We start from the raw sequence: 19,472 nt of genomic DNA on the forward strand, positions 1-19,472 counted from the left end.
CGAGATAGCCCGGTGATCATTCCCGGAGGCAGGTCTCGTATGCGTGCTGCTACACGAACGCACCGTTCTTCGCGCCGTCCAGGAACACATCCCATTCGCGGGCGGTGAATCGCAGCATGGGGCCGGTGGGGTTCTTGCTGTCGCGTACGGCCCTGCCTCCACCGGACAACTCGGCTACCTCAACACACGCGCCTTCCGCAGTGCTACGGGAGGATTTGCTCCAGGTGAGATCACTGGAGTCCATGTTTCTCGCCCTCTATTCAAGTTGTTTGATCAGATCTTCAAGATACCCCCGTGATGCGTCGGCGCTCAGTACTGATGCTTGCAGATAGCCATACTTGCGTCGATAGTTGGCCAAATCCGCCGGTTTCTCCAAGAATAGGTCGCCGGCCGCGCCCGGCTACTCGACATGGTGTTGGCCCCTTCCATAGGGCCGTTGCTGTAGGGCAAGGTGAGCACGGCGACGCCGGCCGGGAGGTCTTTGGTGATCCGTGGATGAAGGAGTGCAGAGCGGGCAGGTCGTTGCCTCCCACCGCGGTGATCCAAGCCTCGAGATCGTGACTACGACGCTGGGTGAGGGTGGTCGCAAACTCCCGGACGCGGCCGGCCAGGGCGGTCATCTGCGGGCAACTGCCGGTCAGATCGTTCAGGTGACGGCGATGGTGAGCGGGCAGGTTCTGGGGTCGGGTCATGATCCAGGAGGTGAGCCGACGTGGGGAGGGCGGGGTGCGCATTGGGTCGGCGCGACCCTGGATGAGGTAGCGGACCAGAAGGTTGGCGCTGCCGGGGTAGTCCAGTTGGCGGATTTCGGCCAGCAGGTGTGTCACGGGGACGTCGGGGTTGTGGGTGAGGCGGCGGCGTAGGTGGTCGCGGTAGGGGTCGACCAGGGTATTGCGGTATTGAGGGGGACGCTGCAGTTCCTCGGCTGAGCGAACCCGGGCGTAGCGTTTGACGGTGTTGAGCGAGCAGCCCAGATGGCGGGCGCATTCCAGCAGCCCGAGGCCCCGATCAAGCAGAGCGTGGACGGCAGCGTGCCGCTGCAGGGTGCGTTCCTCGCGTATGGTCGTTCGGCGAGCTGGGCTACACCAGGCTGTTCATTGCGCCCGGCGACATCTTCAAGATTCGCTCACTGGGTCGGACGCTTAACAAACTTGGTCAAGGATCCTGCCTGTGACCCGGGCGTCGTTCGCACCTGCCAATCGAGTGGCTTCATCGAAGTCCTGAGCGCACACATAACCATGACGCACCGTGACGTAAGGCTCGGACACCCACCGGCCCGGGTTGGCGAGGCAATCAGCTTCGCTGAAACTGGTTGCCGCGCAGGCCGGGCTATTGATGTGGACTTGGCGTGACTGTGTTTGGGACCATTCGGTCTCATAGGCGAGGTCAGCGCCATTCGCGCCGCCGCTGTCACTACTGCTGGACGAATCGTCCGTTATTGCGGAAGTATCTACGCCCGAGTTCGTGAGGGAGTGGACGGCCAAGCCTCCCCCCGCAAAGGCCACCATCAGAGCCAAGCATCCGGCCAGCAGCAGCTTCCGGCTACCCACGTGTGCCATCCACAGCAAGGGCGTCCTTCGCTGTGCCTCTGGTGGAGGAGTTGCATGTTGCAAGGGGGCATTGACCTCGGCCGCACCTTCTGGAACGATCCACCAGTCCCAGTAAGGCGGCGCGGTAGGCCAACCCTCCTCGGGACCTCCCCACCCTTCGGTGGGCTCCCAGCCGGCCGGAGAGGCTGGCCAGCCTGGAGGAGGATTGAACTGCCACTCAGCACTAGGACGAGGGGGTATGCGCATGAACCCTGCCGATCCGAACAAAGCGATCAATACGGTGCGATTATCCCCATAGGTGCCAAGGTTGTCTATGCGACTCGAAGAGGCAGGTAACGGCCCTTGCCGCAATCACTCTGCTACCTACGTAGGTGGATAGTGTTCCATCGATCATCACCGTGCCCCTGAAGTGAGCGTCTTTGAGCATCCCTCCCCGGCCTGGTACCGATTGGCGATTCAACGCCCCGCCCGGCTGGCCTACACCTCCAGAAGACTGGATCCCGACTGCAGCGTGGGCTGGGCCGGAACCCGAATGGCCTGAGGCCCCTCCATACTGGCGGTGGTGGGTACGCGACCAGACGACGTCCCCAGTATCTGTCGCGGTTTCCGGCGCGCCCAATTCGACTGCAATGAAAGCTGCGGAGGTCGGCACCAGCTGGGTCCGAAAGCTCGGACGGCCTGTTATCGCACTGACTGTCGCTGTCGTGGTACTCGTCGGCTCGATCGTCTTCGTAAGCTTGCATGGTGAAGCTAATCAGGCAAGTAGCGCCGAACTAGAGCCAGTTTCCGCCGCAACTTCGGCCGCCACAGTCGGTGCGCCTGTTCCTTCTCAAACTTCTTCGGCTGGACCGCAAGGCTCCCCCGCTGCTCATGGCCAGGCCGTGGATATCAATAACCTGCTCAACCAGAGTGAACCCAGCCGGGGGAAGCTCCGGCACGCTCTCGGCCAAGTTCTCCGATGCTCAAAGGTCAGCCAGGCCATCAGTTCGATGCACCAAGTCACCGATCAACGGGCTGAACAACTCAAGCATGCGAAAGAGCTCAAAGTCGATGCGCTCAACAGCGGCGAAGAATTGAAACTGGCTCTCGTCGATGCTCTCTCGGCCTCATATCGGGCCGACGAGGCCTACCTCAAGTGGGCCAAGAGATACAAGTCCCACCGCTGCTCCGGGCCGACCGTAGGCGACTCTGCCTACGACGCCGGAAACGTCGCCTCGAAAGATGCCACTGCAGCCAAGGCCAACTTCGTCGCCATGTGGAATTCTATTGCACAGCAGGAGGGCCTGCCCGATCGCACGGAGGACGAGATTTGAACCCAAGACCGCGACGCATCCCGCTCCCGATCGACTCCGGAGTCTCGATCGCGCACGGGTGCTCGGGTCGTGGCGTCCATCTCGCCAACCAAAATCGAAACCTTGCCTCCCCGAAACGGTGATACCGCTTGGTCCCTGCCTGCGGCAGGCTGGAACCCTGTCTGTCCAGGAGGGCCCGACTACTCGCAATGAGGACGAGATTTGATCATCCCCCCGCCCCCCGACGCCCATTGGTCCTTTAACCCCCCGCCGGGGTGGATCGTTCCGGAGGGGTGGGAGCCCCCAGCCGACTGGGCTGGCCCCGACCCGCACTGGCCAGCCGCTCCAGCGTACTGGCTGTGGTGGACTGAGCCTTCTTCTGCGCGACCGGTGCTCGACTCCCGAGATGTCTTCCCGCTACAGCGGCACGATCCAGCAAAGGTAGGGCCGTACCGGTTAGCTGGACGTCTTGGCGCCGGCGGCATGGGAATCGTCTACGTCGGCGTCGACGCCGCTGGACAGCGAGCCGCGGTCAAGCTGATTCACAACATGCACGCCGCGGACCAGGAGTTCAGGACCCGCTTCCGGCGCGAGATCGCGATGCTGCGCCGGGTCCAGGGCACCTGCTGCGTGCGGATTCTCACGGCGGACCCCGAAGCCGACCAGCCGTGGCTCTCGACGGAGTACATCTCCGGGCGGACTCTGGACGAGCATGTGCGAGTTCACGGGCCGCTGAGCGGTGATGAATTGTTCGGGCTGGCCGCCGGGCTTGCGGAGGCATTGGTCGCCGTCCACGCTGCGGGGGTGGTGCACAGGGATCTCAAGCCCTCCAACGTGATGCTGTCACCGGCAGGCCCACGGCTGGTCGACTTCGGGATCGCCCGGTCGCTCGACGCGACATCGCTCACTGGGACCGGCCTGGTGATCGGGTCCCCAGGATGGGTGAGCCCGGAAGAGTATGTCGGCGGCCCGACCGGACCAGCCGCCGACGTGTACGGCTGGGCGCTGGTCGTCGTGTACGCCGCGACGGGGGTACAACCATACGGGACGGGTCGCCCGGAGGTTCTTGCCCTCAAGGTCATGAACGAGGTGGTAGACACGGGCAGGCTGCCCGAAGAGCTCCGGCCGACCGTCGACAGGGCCCTGGCTAAGTCGCCTGATGCGCGTCCCACGCTTGACGAGGTCCTCGCGGTGGTCGCCAACGCATGGCGTGACCAGCACGGAGAGACTGCGACCAAGATGTGGGACCCTGCGGCTGACGTCACAGCCCGGTTGGACCGCACCTGGACGTTCCACGTGGAAGATGCTGCCGCCTGGCCGTCGGAGCTACCCCAGGCGCGAGGACGACGTTTACAGCGGTTTCTTCCTGCCGTCGCCGCGGTAGCGGCTGTCGCGGCCGCGGGTGCAGTTCTGCTCAATGTCCTGCCGGACTCGAGCAGTCAGCAGCATCCGAAATCATCAGGTCTCGCCGTGATCGTCACCCCTGCCAACCAGACCTCGTCCAATGCCTTGACAACTCCGCCGGCGACACCAACTGCGTCTGCCATCGCAAGCCGCTCCGCCGCACGGCTCCCCGCACCAGGTACCGCGGTTGACCTTGCCGCCGCTCTCGATCTGGCGCTCAGCGTGACGCCCGCCGCCACATTTTCATTCGAGGGCGGCTTCACCCAGAGCAACGCCGCCGCAAAGGCGAGTGGTCGCCTCCTGAGCCGCGGTTCTCGGTACTACGACGACTTCGAGATGATCGTCGATCCCGCCGACGAGTCCGCCGGTCGCTACGTTATTGCAGGCAACGGAGACTTGTACCTGGACAAACCGCGAGCGGGCGCCATGGCCTTGGAGGAACAGACCCCTGCGAACGTGAGTTGGTATGCCCTCATGGTCGCCGGTACGGCTGGGCCGTCCATCATCCACGAGGTGGTCGTGAACACTACCCAAATGCACAGAGAAGGCCGAACTTATTCCGGTGCCCTCCCTGCGAGCGAGACAAGTGGCCGACTGCGGATGTTGCTGAGCTCTTGGCTTGGCGGAGACTTAGACGAGGGACCTGGCGGCTCGTACGTCACCTACATGCTCACAATCGACGCGAACAACCGTCCGACGAAATTCAGCCTGATCTGGAAGGTACCCGCAGGTGACCGTGGCACCTACGAGTCTGAGTTCACCACGACCTATCACGGCTGGAAGAAGTCCGGAGAAATCTCTAAGCCTGCCGGGGGGTAGGCACGCTTGGTGTCCGTGGCCATGCAAAAGTGGCTCTGACCCACTTTCTGCGGAAAGTGGGTCAGAGCCAAGATTCAGCCGTCGTTGACATGAAATCCGAGAGCACCCGCCCAGCCCGGTGAAGGGCCGGGCGGGTGCTGTCGTTTCCCCAGGAAAGAAGATCAGCGGGTAACGGCCATCGCTTCGCGGAGGGCACGCTCCTAACACGGACGGCGAATGCCCTGCGCGTTGGATCAATCGCTAAGGCTCGATCGTACGGTGTGGAGCTCCTTTCGGAGATCCTCCCAGGGAAATGATGCGGCGCCAGGGGCTCCTGAGTTGGGTTCGGGAAGATTGTCGAAATCGAGGATGACCGTGACTCCCGACGCCCGGAGCAGCTTGATGCTGGCTGGGAAGGCCGGATGGCGGGCGAGTGCGACGTTGGGCCACGGGACCGCGATGATCGGCAGGCCGAGGCCGAGGGCTTCGTTCAAGAGGCCGAGTGCCAGAGTGTCGCTGATTCCCTGCGCCCACTTGTTGATCGTGTTGAAGGTCGCGGGAACGACAGCGAGAGCGTCGGGCGCGGGGAGGACGTCCGGATCTTCGGGTCTCTTGTATTCGCTTCTGACCGGATAGCCGGTAAGCGTGCTCAATCTCTGAGCATCCAGAAATTTGGTCCCCGAGGGAGTCGTGACCACGCAGACCGTCCAGCCTTCCCCCTGCGCATGCTCCACCAGGGCCGGAAGCTCTCCCGCCGGCCGGCCTCCGCAGGCGATCACGTACAGGACCGGCTTGCGCTCTGTCATTCCTTACACCCTCCGGACTCGACTGATTACATTGGGTTAAGCTCGATGACCGGCGGGCGGCTCCGCAGTCTGCAGCGAACATTACGTCTGTAGTCAGAGGTCGTGCCATGGGAACCGCGCACTCGGAAGATGGTGAGATCGACCGGCGTACGGGTCAGCGCGTTCGCACGCTCCGACTGCGCCGCGGTCTTGGCCTGCGCGCCTGCGCTGAGCTCTGCGGCCGTACCGAGGAGTGGCTTCGCCAGGTCGAACGCGGTCAGCAACGCATGGACAAGCTCTCCACGCTCGTCACCCTGGCCAAAGTCCTCGGTGTTTGTGACCTCGGGCTCATCGTGGAAGACCGTCTCCATGGGCTGACCTGTGCGGTGACCAGTGATGGCCGTACCCAGCACGAGGCGGTAATGGCGATCCGACGGGTGCTGTCCACTCCTACGTACCCAGAACGGCAAGTGCACGACCTCTCTCATGAGATCGACGGACTCCGGCGCCAGCTGACATCGGCCTGGTCGACCTGGCACGGGTCCACTCATCCGTACACCGCCTTGGGTGTCGTGGCCTCCGATCTGGTCCGAGACGCGCTGTTCCTGCACAGGGCGGCGCGACCATCGAAACGCCCCCGGACGTGGGCAGTCCTGGCTGAGGTCTTCCAGCTCGCCCAGCGCTTCCTCTACTGCGTGTGCGAACCCGAGATCGCGGCACGAGCTGCGGATCGCGCGATGGTGGCTGCGGAAGAGACCGCCAATCCAGTCCTGATCGCCATCTCCTCCTGGACATCCACCATGGCCGCCCTCGGGCGCGGCCAGACCGACGAAGCCTGCGACATCGCCGTGAACGCGATCCGCTATCTGGAGCCGAAGCATGAGACGTCCGCAGCGGCGCTGTCGGCCTGGGGATCGCTCCAGCTTTTCGTCTCGATCGCGCACGCGAAGAACAGACGAGTCGCGGACGCGTGGCGGCATTGGGATCTGGCATGCGGCGCCGCGACCCGACTCGGCCCTACACATCACCATCCGCTGACCATGTTCGGCGAGTCGAACGTAGGCATTTACGCCGTGGCCATCGACATCGAGACGGGACGGTCCGGCGCGGCGATCGACCGTGCGAACGCCATCAAGATTTCCGCCATCCCCTCCTCGAACCGACGCGCCCAGCATCTCCTCGACCTGGCCCGCGGGCATCTGCGCCATCGCGACGACGAGGCAGCGGTGGCCGCGCTCCGGGAGTGCGGAACGCACTCCGCCGAAACGATCATCTTCGATCCGGCCGCACGACAGATAATCACCGAGATGCTCAGCGAGCGGAAGCGTCCTTCAGCATCACTTCTCGACCTGGCGGTCAGGGCGCGAATCATCGCGTAATCACGGCACCCAACCGCTGGTTGGGTTCGCCGCCCTCATCGGCCTCTACGGTCACCGCATGAATAAGGAGACGCGGCGCAGGGGGCGGCACCGGCATGGCGTCGCTGTCACCGAGGCCCGGCCGCGGCGGTGGGATCTGGCCAAACGAGTCACTGCCCAGCACCTCGATCAGATCGAACCCGGCTGGTCCATCTGGTACGGCATCGGCGCGCGACGGTTCTACGCCGCAGCCACCTGGACCACCCCCGAACCCCTGCTCGTGCAGGGCCGCACCGTCGAGGAGTTGCGCGGCCTCATGCGCGAAGCCGAACAGCCCACCCCTGTGTCCCACCCATCGCCGCGTACCCCACGTCCATCCCGAGGAGTCCCGATGCCCGAGACGCCGGGCGGTCTGCGCACCGTCTGCTGGGATCTGCCCCACGACCTGGCCATCGTCGGCACGACCCGGAGCATGGTGAACGCGACCCTCAGCTCATGGGCTCTTCAGGACCTCGCCGATGACGTCGTCCTGGTGGTCGGGGAGCTGCTCGCCAACGCCATCGGCTACGGCAAGCCCCCGGTCAGGCTCTCTCTGTGGGCGGAGACCGGGGAGCTGTGCGTCCGGGTCACCGACCACGGCCCCGAACAGCCACGCCACCTGGACCTCGGGATCGACGCCGACCACGGCCGCGGCCTGACCATCGTCGACGCCCTCGCCCACGAAACGGGCATCACCCAACTCCCCGACACCCCCGGCAAAACCGTCTGGGCCCGCTGGCATCTGTCTCCTCAAGCAGCGGAAGCTTCCACCCGTCCATCGGTCCCTGACCCTCGAACACCCCCCACGCCGTGAGGTGCCCTCGAATAGCCGCCCGCTTCGAACAAACGGGCCGATGGGCGTTTGTGGCGGAGCGCTTCGGTAGTGGCAGCTGCCGCCCTGTCAGATGGGCAGCGTGCGCGCGTAACCGGGCACCGCGTGCCCGGTTACCGTGGCGCCACGACACCACTGCCGGGCGCGCGTGCCTTGCCGCCGGCGCCGATGCCTCAGCTGCCGGTGTAGCGGAACTCGAGGATGGCGGCCGGGTTCGCCAGTACGTCCGTCGGCGACCCGTTGGCGTCGCGTGCGAATCCGCGTGCGTCCGTGGCCACGTAGAACGTCCGGCTGTCCGGGGCGATGGCGATGTCCCTGTAACGGTTGACGGTGCGCCACAGCTCCACCGGTTCGCCGATGGTGACTCCGTCGGGGTTCAACGGTAGCCGGTAGACCGTCCCGTTCTTCAGGGACGGCATCAGCAGGCTCGGCCCCCAAGCCGGAATGGTTCCCGTAGCCGGGTAATAGTCCAAACTGGACGGCGCTACGGTCGGCCAGCAGACGAAGTAGCTGTCGGAGCAGGCTGGCGGGCGGAAGTCGTACCCTTCCGGCACCGTCGAGAACGTCCGCCGTGGAGGGACGAGGGCCGGGTCGTCGAATGTGGACTCACGCTGCAGCGGGACGGACTCGGGGATGGAGAAGTCGCTGTACGTAAGATCGCCGCAGGGTACGGGCCGCGAGGCGGACCAGTTGCCGTACACATAGGACCGGTCATCCTTGTGCCCCGCCACTCGGGGCCACCCGTAATTGCCCCCGGCCACGATCACGTTGAGCTCATCGTCGGTCTTTGGTCCCTGCTCGGAGGAGTACAGCGTTCCATCCGAACCGAAGACGAGGCCCTGAGCGTTGCGGTGCCCGTACGAGTAGACATGGCTACGCACGCCGGCCAGCACGGGATTGTCGGTGGGGATCGACCCGTCCAGGTTCAGCCGCAGCACCTTGCCCTGGTAAGCCGACCAGGCTCGGGCCCGCACCTGGGCGGCGGTCGGCAGGGTCTGCGACTGGATTTTGCGGCATGTGCTGTCGAACTGGTTGTGCCCCATGTCGCCGATGGAGAAGTAGAGCTTGTCGTCCGGGCCGTACGCGAGTCGCCCGGAGTCGTGGTCGATTCCGGCGGGCAGACCGGTGAGGAGATCGTTGGGACGGACCAGCTTCTGTGTGCCGCGGTCGTACTCGTACCTCACGATCTTCATCCGCCTGTCGACCGGTGCGGCCGGGTCGGCGGCATTGTACGAGTAGGCCAGGTACACATACTGATCCATGTCCTGCTTGAGCAGGCTCGGATGCAGCGCCATGCCGAGCAGCCCGTCCTGGGCGCCGGGGTCGGCGTACAGATCTGGAAGCCGCAACGCGGTAGACGACGTCCCGTCGCTGGGCGACATCCGGGTAACTCGTCCGGCCTCCTTCTCGGTGATCCACAGCATGCCGTCCGGGCCCCAGGTGACCTCCCATGGGTTGGCCGGCTCGGTTGCCACTACCCGCATCGAGAAACCCGGCGGTGGCGTCGACGCCCGGGGGGGCGAGGACGGACCACCGCTACAAGCGGTCAGAGCGAACAACACCGCCGCCGATGCGGCAACCAGGCGCCGGGCACCGTATCCACGGACTGCGCGAAGCATACGTCACTCCATCTGCAAAAATTTGCATGCTAACTGCGCGAATTTTGAGTGCAGAAGTAAGTTTGCAGACAATCGGCAGGGTGTAAAGCCCGGCCTGACGGCGCCACGGCCGGCCTCTTCCCATCCCGCCCCCAACGCCCGCTGTCTCGGCCATGGCATCGTGGGGCAGGTCCGCGCACGATCCGGATCGACCGTGGCACATGGACCGATGAGGAACAAGGAGCCGATCACGTCGTCTCGGACGTAAGTCCGCTGGCCGGACGTCGTCCTGGGATACTCCGCGGCGCTCGTCACCAGTCCCGGCAGGCGGCAGGCGCCGCCGTTAGCGGTCGCCGGTGAGGCCGACGCGTTCCTGCGGCATGTCCGGTTCGGCTGTCACGGGTCGGAGCACGGTCTTGTGCCAGCGTTCGTCAGTTCCGCGCGGTCGGCTTCGCCTCAGGGGAGCACCAGGTGGGCGAAAATGGTGCGGTGGTCGGTCACGGGGATCAGGTGGGTGCTGTACGCGCGGATCGCGATGCGCGGGTCGGCCAGTATGTGGTCGAGCGTCACCCCGGGGATGGGCTTCCACCCCTTGGCGGGCCAGGTCGGTGACAGGCCCTGGCCGGTGACGTCGGCAGCGTCCCGGTAACCCGTACCGAGCAGGCGCCTCAGCGGCCCGTGGTCCAGCGTGGCGTTGAAGTCGCCGGCGAGGACGCGCACCAATCCTCGGCGTTCGGCGGCGGGAAGTGCGCGCAGGCCCTGTGCCCAGCACCAGACCTTGTAGTCGAAGCGTGGCGCGCACGGATGCACCGACGCGACGTACACCTCCGGACCGCCAGGCATCTTGACGATGGCCTCGGCCTGGCGGAAGTTCCCGTATTCGATGACGGACCCGGCGCGGAGCGGGAACCGGGCGTAGATGCCCGACCCCCATGGCCCCTTCGCGGGCTTTCCTGCCTGGTGGGGGAGGAGATCGTCCAGCCCGGCCTTCTTCAGGCTCTCCACCGCATCAGGCGTGAGCTCCTGAATCGTGAGTACATCCGGCTTCAGCCGCCGCGCAAGGCTGACGATCTTCTCCGCTGGGGCAGCGCCCACGGCCATGTTGGTGGACATGATCCGCAGCTCCCGCCCGGCGGCCGCCGGGTTGTTCTCGGCCAGTGCCCTCGGCAGCACGCACGCGCCCAGCACTACCGTCACCAGCACGCTCGCCGCCACGACCGGCCACCGGCGCAGGAGCAGGGCGGCCAGTGGCACGACGGCCGAGGCGGCAGCGACGAACGGGGTGAAGGCCACGAGCTGGATCCAGTACAGGCCGAGGTTCCACTCCGTGAGGCGAAGCACAGCCCACGCCGCGAACGGCACGAGAAGCAGCCATAACAGGACGGTCACCCAGCGCCACCGCCGCCTGGCATCCGGCTTATCGATCACGCGGCGATTCTCGCAGGGTCAGGTGCGCCTCGTGGTACACGATCCCTCACTCCACTGGAATGTCAGCGCCTCACGGTGCATCACCGTTCGCTGGACCGGCCCGGCGGAGTCGAGTTGGCCGGCCGCGCGCTATCAGCGACTACAGCCGCTACCCCGCTGATGAGTTGTGGCGACCATGCGGCGGCGGACCGCCGCATGGTCGCCGACCTGGCGCAGCGCCGCATGACGCCGCGACAGCGACGCGAGGTGTACGTCACCGCTAGCTGGTTGTCGGTGGTGCTGGCGTGGGCCGCCCACGATCAAGGCGCCGACGATCGGCAACCAGAGCACGCCAGCGGCCTGTTCACCTCAGACGCAGTACGCATCGCAGCGGTGTCGGGCACGTCGCATCTGTGGCTGGCCAATAACGAGCAGGCCCGGGTCGACGCCGAGCAAGCGGCGACCGTGTATGAGCGTGTTTACCCAGGGGAATCGCCGACCAGGCAGGCCATCACGTTGCTGGACCTGGCCACCGCGTACGCCCGTCTCGGAGACCCCGAACAGGCGGTCAATCATGGCTTGCGGCCGTGGCGGCGAAACGGTACGCCGCAGCGATCGTCGCCCGCGCTCAGACGATGCAGCGCGCATTGGAGCGTGCCTACCCGAGGGCGGCTGTGGTCGAGCGGTTCAGGGAGGGTATGGCTGAGATTCAGCAGGCCAACTGACCGCGCTGCACGACGGAGTGCTCAGAGTCCCCTGCGCAGTGGATGTGGCTGGAGCGATGTACGCCGAGATCCAACCTGTCGCACTCGGAGGAGTGGGCGCTGGTGCGGCGACGCCGCCGGGGTCGCGGGTGAGCGTTGACGTCGAGCGGATCCGCCAGGACCTCGACTGCCTGGAGATGGCCAGGTGCATGCGCCGCGTGGCCGGTCCGATGGCTGGACTTAGCGCCGGATTACTCCGCGGCGGTGGTCACCGGTCCCGGCCTATGCCTGTGACTCCCTACGCCCGGAGCAGCTCGATACCGGCTGTGAACCAGATAACCCACGAGATCACTTCCGGAGGAACGTCTCGTTGGCGTGCTGCTACACGAACTCACCGTTCTTCGCGCCGTCCAGGAACACATCCCATTCGCTGGCGGTGCATCGCAGCATGGGGCCGGTGGGGTTCTTGCTGTCGCGTACGGCCCTGCCTCCACCGGACAACTCGGCTACCTCAACACATGCGCCTTCCGCAGTGCTACGGGAGGATTTGCGCCAGGTGAGATCGCTGGAGTCCATGTTTCTCGCCCTCTATTCAAGTTGTTTGACCAGATCTTCAAGGTACGCCCGTGATGCATCGGCGCTCAGCGCTGATGCTTGCAGATAGCCATACTTGCGTCGATAGTGAGCCAAATCCGCCGGTTTCTCCAGGAATAGGTCGCCGGCCGCGCCAACCTCCACGTAGACGATGCTGGGATCCTCGGCGGCCTGGTAGTCGAGGATCGTGAACGGTCCAGTCATCGACGTGTGCGCTCCTACTGCGTCAGGAAGTACCTGTATGCCCACATTCGGGCGCTCAGCCATCTGGCGCAAGTGGTGTAGCTGATGGCGCATCACGGCAACTCCACCTACCTGCTTGCGCAGTGCAGCCTCATCGATCACCGCCCAGAAATTGGGCGCGTCCTCCCTGTCGAAGCTCCGCTGGCGCGCAAGGCGTGCTGCCACTTGGCGCTGGATGTCTTCCTCTCCGAGGACTTGGCCGCCTCTCAAGACGGCTGCGGCGTAGTCGGCGCTCTGGAGTAGCCCGGGGACGACGAGTGCCTCGAAGGTCTGGATCTCGGACGCCTCCCACTCAAGCCCTACCAGCGCGCCGCCGAGGATGTCCTTGTACTGCTCCTCCCACCAGCCGCGTTTGCGGCTCTCTCGCGCCAGCGTGATGAGGGCTTGTCGTTGCGCCTCGTCGTGGACCTCGTAGCAGTCGAGCAGGTCCATGACGTCACCGACGCTCGGCAACTTCCATTCGTTTCTCTCGATCCTGGTGAGCTTGCTCGCCGGCCAGCCGAGGCGTTTCGCGACTTCTTTGGAGTCCAGTCCGGTTTCCCGCCGGTACTGGAGCAGAGCGTTGGACAGGCGACGACGTCTGACCGTGGGGCTGTACGCCATGTGGTGGCTCCAGATTCTCACGAGCGGGGCACAAAAGGACTTTACGGTATTGCTTTTATTGGTATTGCAAACACCGGTCTTCGAGGCCAGTATGAGGCTAGCCGAATCGCACTACACAGAGTGTTGAGTTGATTACGTTCGTAGTAAATGCTGCGAACTACCCCAATTTGAGCAATCCCCCCAAAAAGCAGGGCTTGCCCACGGCATGCGACGCCAGGACAAGCCCCTTAAACCGGACAGAAGAGGTCCGATCTGATGCACAACCCTAGTAGAAGCCTCAGGCCGATCCGAGTGCGCTGGCATGCCGATCAGCCGCCGATGCCGCTCGGGCGCCAGCCGTATCGGAAACGGGAGGCGGCATGAACGGGCGCGGGGCCGAGACGCGGCGCAGGGGCCGGCATCGGCGTGGCGTTGCGGTCAGCGAGGTTCAGCCGCGGCGGTGGGATCTGGCCAAACGAGTCACTGCCCAGCACCTCGATCAGATCGAACCCGGCTGGTCCATCTGGTACGGCATCGGCGCGCGACGGTTCTACGCCGCAGCCACCTGGACCACCACTGAACCCCTGCTCGTGCAGGGCCGCACCGTCGAGGAGTTGCGCGGCCTCATGCGCGAAGCCGAACAGCCCACCCCTGTGTCCCACCCATCGCCGCGTACCCCACGTCCATCCCGAGGAGGCCCGATGCCCGAGACGCCGGGCGGTCTGCGCACCGTCTGCTGGGATCTGCCCCACGACCTGGCCATCGTCGGCACGACCCGGAGCATGGTGAACGAGACCCTCAGCTCATGGGCTCTTAAGGACCTCGCCGATGACGTCGTCCTGGTGGTCGGGGATCTCGTGAGTCCTGAAAATACACTATTTATATGGACATCACCCCGAAGGCGACCAGCGGTAAGCGACTCCGGTACGGCGGCAATGTGCGTATCTCCGAAGACCCGGAGGTGTTGGACGAGAAGACCGGGCAGATACGCCGCTTAGAGCGAGGGATCACCCGTCAGAAAGAAGACGTTGCAGCGCTCGCGGAACGTCTGGGCGGAGAGATCAGCGTGTGGTATGAGGAGAACGACACCAGCGCGTTCAAGAAGAAGCGCATTCGGCTCCCCGATGGCCGCAGCGTGTGGCGGGTGATCCGGCCGGAGTTTCGGCGGATGCTCGCCGACTACGAAGACGGCAAGATCGACGGGATCATCTTCTACGACCTGGACCGGTTGACCCGGCAGAACCGCGACCTTGAGGACTTGATCGATCTGGTCGAGTTCTTCAAAAGGCCGGTGGAGTCGGTCACCGGTCAGCTTGACCTACGGACTTCCGGTGGCCGGACCATGGCGCGGGTGTTGGTGGCCATGGCGAACAAGTCCAGCGAGGACACCGCACGCCGGGTAGCGCGTGCCCGGTTGCAACAGGCCCAGGACGGCCAGGGACGTAAGTTCGGGGGATATCGACGCCCGTTCGGCTACGACAGGGACGGCAACCTGATCGAGGCCGAGGCGGAGTTGATCCGCGCCGCCGCAAGCCGTTTCCTGGCAGGTGAGTCCTGGACCCAGTTGGTCAATTTCTTCCAGGCTTCCGGAATCTCACCGGTTGTGTCCCGCACTTGGTCCATCACCAGCGTGAAACAGCATCTCCTGTCCCCATCCAACGCCGGACTATCGGTCTACAACGGATCATTGCGTAAGGAGAACCAGGAAGGACAGCGACCGAGCCGGTTCGCCGACATCGAGGGTACGGTGTTGAAGAACGCCGCCGGAGAGTACGTCATCGGCCCGTGGGAGCCGATCATCTCGGTTGCACAGTGGGAACAGGCCATCGCCGAGCAGAACCGCCGCCTGGAGGGACAGACGTTCACCGGCAAGGGGACCAGGAAGCATCTTCTGTCGGGACTGTTGCGGTGCGGTTTGATCCGCGAAGACGGATCGGTGTGCAACCGGACCCTGATCGGGACGGTTCGCAAGTACAGCTCTGAAAAGACCGCAGTGGCCTACCGATGCCCCGCCAAGGTGCTGGGCGGATGTGGACGAGTACAACGCAACGGCAGCAAGATGGACGCACTCGCCGAAGATCTGTTGTTCGCTCACATCGCCGCCAACGCGCCGGCCATCACGCAGCAGGACAGCGGCAGCCAGCCCGAGCAGGACCCCGAGGCCGAGGCGCTCGCCGATGTGCGCCGCCGTCTGGCCACGATGCGCCAGCAGTACGCCACAGGCGCGGTCAGCGATGAGACGTTCTTCTCAACGGTGCCCACGCTGGAGGCCCGAGAGAAGAAACTCAAAGCCGCCGTGAAGAAGCAGCAGCAGGCCCGCAGCGGAGACGCCTTGCTACGGCGTTCCCCAGAGCAGATCCGGCGCGAGTGGGAGCAGGCCAGCACATCAGGCAAGCGCGCCATTCTGGGCCAGTACCTGCAAGCCATCATCGTTGGTCCCTCGACCACGCGCGGACCGGTTTTCGATTACTCCACGGTCCGGCCGGTCTGGAAGAGCTTCGGTTAGCAGCAGGAAAAACGTGTGCCCCGGTCACGCGCTGATGACCGGGGCACACGCGGGTCTGGGCTAGATGCCGTACTGCCCATCAGGCGGATTCAAGATCGTGAGCGTGTCGGCCCATTGCTTGTCGGTGATCTTCGGGGCACGTGCCACGTGATAGGCGATCCACTCGTCACGGGTCATCTCAGGAGACGGCCGTTGCTCCGGCACGTCCGCGACATGGGGCAGTGGTAAAGGTACGTCGTCGTCAGGTTCGATCATCCGGCCCCCCGTTGATCATCCACTGTGGACGCTCACTCGCCGTAGCCGGTTTCCCAGCACAGTTGATCTTTGTCACAGCCACCCGCCCCCCTGCCCACTCGCCGTGATGATCTTGCTACTCTGGGCGGCCTGTCCTCGGCCCGCCCACCCGCCCAGGCCCGCGCCGGCCGGGGTCTGGTGAGTCCGTCTCCGACGTGCGCCAACAGTCAAAAGCTCACCGCTTTTCGGAGCCTTCGGCGCTGCCTTGCCTGGTGCGACCCTCACCGCACGGCCTACGCGCCGACACGCGCTCACTGCTCTGTCCCATCGGGCATCTGCGCCTGTTGCCGCGCCTCGCGTTCGGCCGAGATGGCCCGCGCCGTGGACACTCGTTGCCGGATCTGCTCGGCCATGATCGCCTCACCCGGCGTGTACCCCGACCCGGCGAACCGCCAGTGCCCCATCACCAGCGTCGTGTCATCCCCCGGAGCAGGCAGCCCCAGCCGAGCCCGCGCCTCTTGCGCCCGATGATCGCCCCGCGCCCCGCGAAGATCCCCCAGCGTGGTCGAGTAACGGCGACTCTTGGTCGAAAAATGCCCCCGGAACCCGAGCATGTGCGCCCACGGCCGCAGCCGCAGATCGGCGAACTCCCGCCGCGCCCCCAACTCCCAGCACACTCGGATCATCCGCCGGGCATGCTCGGTCACCGGTAACAGATCCAGGTGAAGCCCCGGCTTCAACCCCGTACCAGCGCACCGCCCGCACACCCCGCGCAACCTCCCGGTACGCCCCGACCCCTTACACGGCCCGCACGACAACCGGTAATCCACCGTCCCCGACGCCTCCGCGCCCTTGGTCGCATACTTGGCGATGTAACCCGCCACCGCCGTCTCGTTCACCCCCTCCAACGTCGTGCCCAAGATGATCGGCCGGATATCGAGCTGATCACCCCACCCCAGCCGCCGCACCCCCAGGGCGCTTTCCGGGGTGTCCACCTCCACCCCAGACGCCGCCGCCGGGATCGCCGCGACCAGCAGCCGCACATCAGCCCAGTCCGGCGGAGGCTCGCTAGCCCCGTCCGGACCATCCAGCCGGATCACCGCGTGAAAGTGCACCAGGCCCCGCCGCTGGTATTCGGCAACCTTCGCGAACGACACCCGGACCTGACTGTTGAACGCGCGTCGGCTCATGCCCGTGAGCGCCGCCAGCTCCTGCCGCATGGCCAGGGTGAACCGGTGCCACAGCACCCCCGCATGCGATTGCCACAGCACCGCCCCGGCATAGTCGTAACACTCCACGCACAGCGGTTGCCCCAGCCGCTCGTCACGCGGATCGTGCGCCTCGTGGCAGCCGACCGGGCGGCCGTGCTCACACACCTTGTCGCGGGCACGAGGACGGCAGGCCCGCACCCGCCCGTTCTTCTCCCGCCGGGTATGCACCGGCCCGAACGACGGAGCGGTCAGCGTGGCGAACACCCGAGGATGAGCGCTCACACTGCCGGGCACGCCCTTACCCCCCGACAGGCCCGCCCGGATGAGCTGGAAGGTGTCGGCCCGGTAGATCTCCGAACACGACGGGCAGACCGACGAGCGCCGGTTGCCGCAGGCGACCAGCAGATACCCCGAAGGTTCATCGGCAGTGTCGTAGGTGTGCAGCACCTCACCGGTTGCCGAATCCAGCACCATCGACTCCCCGGCCAGATGGATCGGATTCGCGCACCCGCCCGTCGCGGCCACCATCGACCGCCACCGCTCAAACCCCGGATCGTTGACCACCGACACGAGTTCGGCCATCCACTCCGGTACCCCCTGCCGTCCCTGTCGCTCCGCGTTGTCGCTGATCTGTTCTCCCTTGCTCATGACCAACCACCTCCCGCCACTCGTTACCACTACCTGTAGTACATGTTGACCAACATCGACAGTCTATGCAACCTGTAGTACAAGTAGTAAGACGGATAGTGCGAGGGAGAGGTTCCCATGGAGACTGACGACAGGACCGAAGACCGGGCCGAGGACAAGGACGTCCGGTGGCGCGTGATCGCCGCCGAGCTACGCGCCGCCATCCTGGACGGCCGATACCCACCCGGCGGACCGTTGCCAAGCGAACCCGAACTCACCCGCAAGCACGGGGTGTCCCGCCCCACCGTCCGCAAGGCCATCGACACCCTGGTCACCGAAGGACTGATCTACGTCATGCGCGGCCGAGGATCATTCGTCCGGCCCGCCCCCGAACGTGAAGTGATCCTGATCACCAACCAGGACCGGCCCGACCTCGCATGCCCCGCCTACCACCCCGAGATCAGACCATTCGGCAAAGTCGGCTGGGAGACCTTCCACCGCGACGCCCAACGCGACGGCGGCCCCCTGCCCTACGACGACCACAAGATCGCAGCCAACCGCGACATCGCGATCATGCTAGGCGTCCGCAACGGGCACCCCGTCATCCACCGACACGCCACATGGAGCCAGGGCTACTCACCCCGCTTCGAGATCAACAGCTACACCAACGCCGACCTCGTACCCGACTGGGACGACCAAAAGCGCTACCACCAGTACCGCAAGCGGACCAAGTTCTTCTACGAGCAGCTTCAACGCGACAAAGGCCCGCTCCGATGGGTCACCCTCACCACCGCCCGCATCGCCTACGAAGACGAACGAACCGCACTCGGCATGGACTACGCCGAAGCCATCCTGATCATCCGCCGCACCATGACCGACGACCAAGGCCACCCGCTAGAGGTCACCGAAGTCAAAGCAGCCGCCAACCGATACGAGATCGCCCACGGCGCAGAAATAGCCGACGACCCCAACGCCCTGTTCACCCCCGAAGAACTGGCCGAGGAAGGCATAGCACTAGTCATCTAACGGCTCAAAGTTTCTTTACTGGTTCAAGGGGCGACGCTGCGCGCCGCCCGGGGCCGCCGCCCTGCGGGCGGCCAGCGCTCCCCGGGCATGCGGCTCTTCGGCCGGTCCCGGGGGCGCGCCGTCCTCGCACGACGGCCCCGGCACACGAAGCGCATCCCAGAACACCCAAGATCTTTAGCATTCAGCCGCGGAACAGTCCAACATCGACTATCCGCCGTAGCGGCGCCGTCCCAGCGGGCCGGAGCGGACGCGCCGACTCACCAGCACGATCACCCATACCTGGATGGCGAGCATCACCAGTGCGATCAGTCCCGCTACCCCGCTGGCCTGTTCCTCCGAAAGCCCGCCGCCACAGTCCGTTATGTTGCCTCCCTCATATGACACGCATTGGGGGGCCCAGATCGCCGAAACGATGAACCAGTCGGCGAGCAAAAGCGGGAGCGCGCCCAGGAGAACGGCCAGCACGGTGTAATTCGCCCTGCCACCGGTCGGGTTTGTCTTCACCGGAACAGGTTCGAGACGCCTGCCCATAGCCGATTCGCGACTCACCCGAAACACTTAACCATGGGAAGACGATCACGACAAGGTCGAGACTGCCGACGGATCGAGTCCGCGCGAGCATCAACCGGCCCAAGCACTTCGAGCCGTGGCCACCCGCTATAACGAACGCGCCTACATCTAC

Annotated in this window: 15 protein-coding genes; 6 read left to right on the forward strand and 9 right to left on the reverse strand. The window is 65.2% G+C overall.

Features of this window, described 5'->3' with window-relative positions; all coding sequences use genetic code 11:
• Positions 1–49 precede the first annotated feature (49 nt).
• Complete coding sequence (locus tag OG589_RS44995) at positions 50–244, reverse strand: DUF397 domain-containing protein (RefSeq protein ID WP_405145071.1); 195 nt, start codon at positions 242–244, stop codon at positions 50–52.
• A 2,010-nt stretch (positions 245–2,254) separates the two neighbouring features.
• Between OG589_RS44995 and OG589_RS45000 the strand changes: the two genes are divergently transcribed.
• Both OG589_RS45000 and OG589_RS45005 read left to right on the forward strand, forming a co-directional pair.
• Entirely contained in the window at positions 2,255–2,863 is a 609-nt protein-coding gene (locus tag OG589_RS45000; RefSeq protein ID WP_405145072.1) for a hypothetical protein, read from the forward strand.
• Between the two features lie 369 nt (positions 2,864–3,232).
• Positions 3,233–5,065, forward strand: coding sequence for a serine/threonine-protein kinase (locus OG589_RS45005; protein WP_405145073.1), 1,833 nt, complete (start codon positions 3,233–3,235; stop codon positions 5,063–5,065).
• A 233-nt stretch (positions 5,066–5,298) separates the two neighbouring features.
• Here OG589_RS45005 and OG589_RS45010 read toward each other — a convergent pair whose 3' ends face one another.
• Positions 5,299–5,850 (reverse strand): flavoprotein, encoded by a 552-nt coding sequence (locus tag OG589_RS45010; RefSeq protein ID WP_405145074.1) that lies wholly within the window; start codon positions 5,848–5,850, stop codon positions 5,299–5,301.
• Between the two features lie 107 nt (positions 5,851–5,957).
• Here OG589_RS45010 and OG589_RS45015 point away from each other — a divergent pair, with 107 nt between their 5' ends.
• Together OG589_RS45015 and OG589_RS45020 are read left to right on the forward strand one after the other, a co-directional pair.
• Positions 5,958–7,208, forward strand: a complete 1,251-nt coding sequence (locus tag OG589_RS45015; protein ID WP_405145075.1) for a helix-turn-helix domain-containing protein — start codon at positions 5,958–5,960, stop codon at positions 7,206–7,208.
• A 58-nt stretch (positions 7,209–7,266) separates the two neighbouring features.
• On the forward strand, positions 7,267–8,040 hold the full coding sequence (locus tag OG589_RS45020; RefSeq protein WP_405145076.1) for an ATP-binding protein: 774 nt from the start codon (positions 7,267–7,269) through the stop codon (positions 8,038–8,040).
• A 191-nt stretch (positions 8,041–8,231) separates the two neighbouring features.
• Here OG589_RS45020 and OG589_RS45025 read toward each other — a convergent pair whose 3' ends face one another.
• The 4 genes from OG589_RS45025 to OG589_RS45040 all read right to left on the reverse strand — a co-directional run bounded on the left by OG589_RS45025 (position 8,232) and on the right by OG589_RS45040 (position 13,207).
• Positions 8,232–9,542, reverse strand: a complete 1,311-nt coding sequence (locus OG589_RS45025) for a glucose/sorbosone family PQQ-dependent dehydrogenase (RefSeq protein ID WP_405145077.1) — start codon at positions 9,540–9,542, stop codon at positions 8,232–8,234.
• A 570-nt stretch (positions 9,543–10,112) separates the two neighbouring features.
• Positions 10,113–11,084 carry an endonuclease/exonuclease/phosphatase family protein gene (locus OG589_RS45030; protein ID WP_405145078.1) on the reverse strand — a complete coding sequence of 324 codons (972 nt, stop codon included), beginning with the start codon at positions 11,082–11,084 and terminating at the stop codon, positions 10,113–10,115.
• 1,064 nt (positions 11,085–12,148) lie between these two features.
• Positions 12,149–12,343: a DUF397 domain-containing protein gene (locus OG589_RS45035; protein ID WP_405145079.1), complete on the reverse strand. Its 195-nt coding sequence runs from the start codon at positions 12,341–12,343 to the stop codon at positions 12,149–12,151.
• Between the two features lie 12 nt (positions 12,344–12,355).
• Positions 12,356–13,207, reverse strand: coding sequence for a helix-turn-helix domain-containing protein (locus OG589_RS45040; RefSeq protein ID WP_405145080.1), 852 nt, complete (start codon positions 13,205–13,207; stop codon positions 12,356–12,358).
• An 862-nt stretch (positions 13,208–14,069) separates the two neighbouring features.
• Here OG589_RS45040 and OG589_RS45045 point away from each other — a divergent pair.
• Positions 14,070–15,692 (forward strand): recombinase family protein, encoded by a 1,623-nt coding sequence (locus OG589_RS45045; protein ID WP_405145081.1) that lies wholly within the window; start codon positions 14,070–14,072, stop codon positions 15,690–15,692.
• A gap of 60 nt (positions 15,693–15,752) precedes the next feature.
• Here OG589_RS45045 and OG589_RS45050 read toward each other — a convergent pair whose 3' ends face one another.
• Together OG589_RS45050 and OG589_RS45055 are read right to left on the reverse strand one after the other, a co-directional pair.
• Positions 15,753–15,947: a hypothetical protein gene (locus OG589_RS45050; protein ID WP_405145082.1), complete on the reverse strand. Its 195-nt coding sequence runs from the start codon at positions 15,945–15,947 to the stop codon at positions 15,753–15,755.
• Positions 15,948–16,237: 290 nt separating this feature from the next.
• Positions 16,238–17,785 (reverse strand): replication initiator, encoded by a 1,548-nt coding sequence (locus tag OG589_RS45055; protein ID WP_405145083.1) that lies wholly within the window; start codon positions 17,783–17,785, stop codon positions 16,238–16,240.
• A gap of 117 nt (positions 17,786–17,902) precedes the next feature.
• On the opposite strand from OG589_RS45055, the gene OG589_RS45060 reads away from it, so the two are divergent.
• Complete coding sequence (locus OG589_RS45060) at positions 17,903–18,790, forward strand: GntR family transcriptional regulator (protein WP_405145084.1); 888 nt, start codon at positions 17,903–17,905, stop codon at positions 18,788–18,790.
• A gap of 207 nt (positions 18,791–18,997) precedes the next feature.
• Here OG589_RS45060 and OG589_RS45065 read toward each other — a convergent pair whose 3' ends face one another.
• Complete coding sequence (locus OG589_RS45065; RefSeq protein ID WP_405145085.1) at positions 18,998–19,294, reverse strand: hypothetical protein; 297 nt, start codon at positions 19,292–19,294, stop codon at positions 18,998–19,000.
• Positions 19,295–19,472 lie beyond the last annotated feature (178 nt).

This window comes from Sphaerisporangium sp. NBC_01403 (assembly GCF_045040145.1).
Classification (GTDB): Bacteria; Actinomycetota; Actinomycetes; order Streptosporangiales; family Streptosporangiaceae; genus Sphaerisporangium; species Sphaerisporangium viridialbum.